Here is a 1,000-nt window from a genome sequence, read left to right on the forward strand (position 1 = left end):
ATGGTCTTCCTCACGGGCCACTCAGGCGCAGGCAAGAGTACCCTGCTTAAACTGATTGGCCTGCTGGAACGCTCCAGCGGAGGCCAGGTGCACGTCAACGACCGCAACCTCACCCGCCTGAAGAACAGCCAGATTCCCTACCACCGGCGCGAGGTGGGGATGATCTTCCAGGACCACCGGCTGCTGAACGACCGCACCGTCTTCGATAACGTGGCGCTGCCGTTGGTGGTCTCGGGCATGGGATACAAGGAGATCTCCCGCCGCGTGCACGCCGCACTGGATAAGGTCGGGCTGCTGAACAAAGAGAAGGCAGCGCCAATCACCCTCTCCGGCGGAGAACAGCAGCGGGTCGGCATCGCCCGCGCGGTAGTGAGCAAACCCCCACTGGTACTGGCGGACGAACCCACCGGCAACCTGGATCCAAAACTCTCCCAGGAGATCATGGAACTGTTCGGATGGTTCAATCAGGCCGGTGTCACCCTGCTCATCGCCACCCATAACATCGACCTGATCTCCCGCATGGACAAGCGCATCCTCACCCTGCACAACGGGCAGCTGGTACGGGACTCCGGGAAGACGGAATGAGCAAGAGGCGCAACAATCCGATGCAGCGCCACCCGGGATTTCGTCCCAATATCTGGCTGCAGCGCCATCTGCAGGTGGCGCTGGCCAGCCTGGGACGACTCACCCACGCCCCCCTGGGCACCCTGATGACCGCTGCCGTGATCGGTATTGCCCTGGCCCTGCCCATCGGCCTGCACGTAATGCTCAACAACCTGCAGAACGTCAGCGGTGGCTGGGAGAGCGGCGCCAGCATCTCCCTTTTCCTGAAGCAGGAGATCAGCGACAAGCAGGCCGTCGCACTGAGCAAAAAGCTTCGACTGCACCAACGTATCGAATCGGTTCAGGTCATCTCCAAGGCATCGGCGATGGCGGAATTTCGCCGCCTGAGCGGCTTTGGGGATGCCCTGGAGGCCCTCGACAGCAATCCGCTGCCCGC

General features: G+C 62.3%; 2 protein-coding genes. Both read left to right on the forward strand.

Translation table 11 applies throughout. The features are described from left to right. Positions 1–585 (forward strand): cell division ATP-binding protein FtsE (locus G9Q73_RS19035; protein WP_177421543.1); only part of this gene is annotated, 585 nt, incomplete at its 5' end. After that, a partial coding sequence (locus tag G9Q73_RS19040; RefSeq protein ID WP_218650128.1) for a cell division protein FtsX occupies positions 582–1,000 on the forward strand: 419 nt, incomplete at its 3' end. The genes G9Q73_RS19035 and G9Q73_RS19040, both read left to right, overlap by 4 nt.

The organism is endosymbiont of Lamellibrachia barhami, assembly GCF_011947365.2.
Lineage (GTDB): Bacteria > Pseudomonadota > Gammaproteobacteria > Chromatiales > Chromatiaceae > QGON01.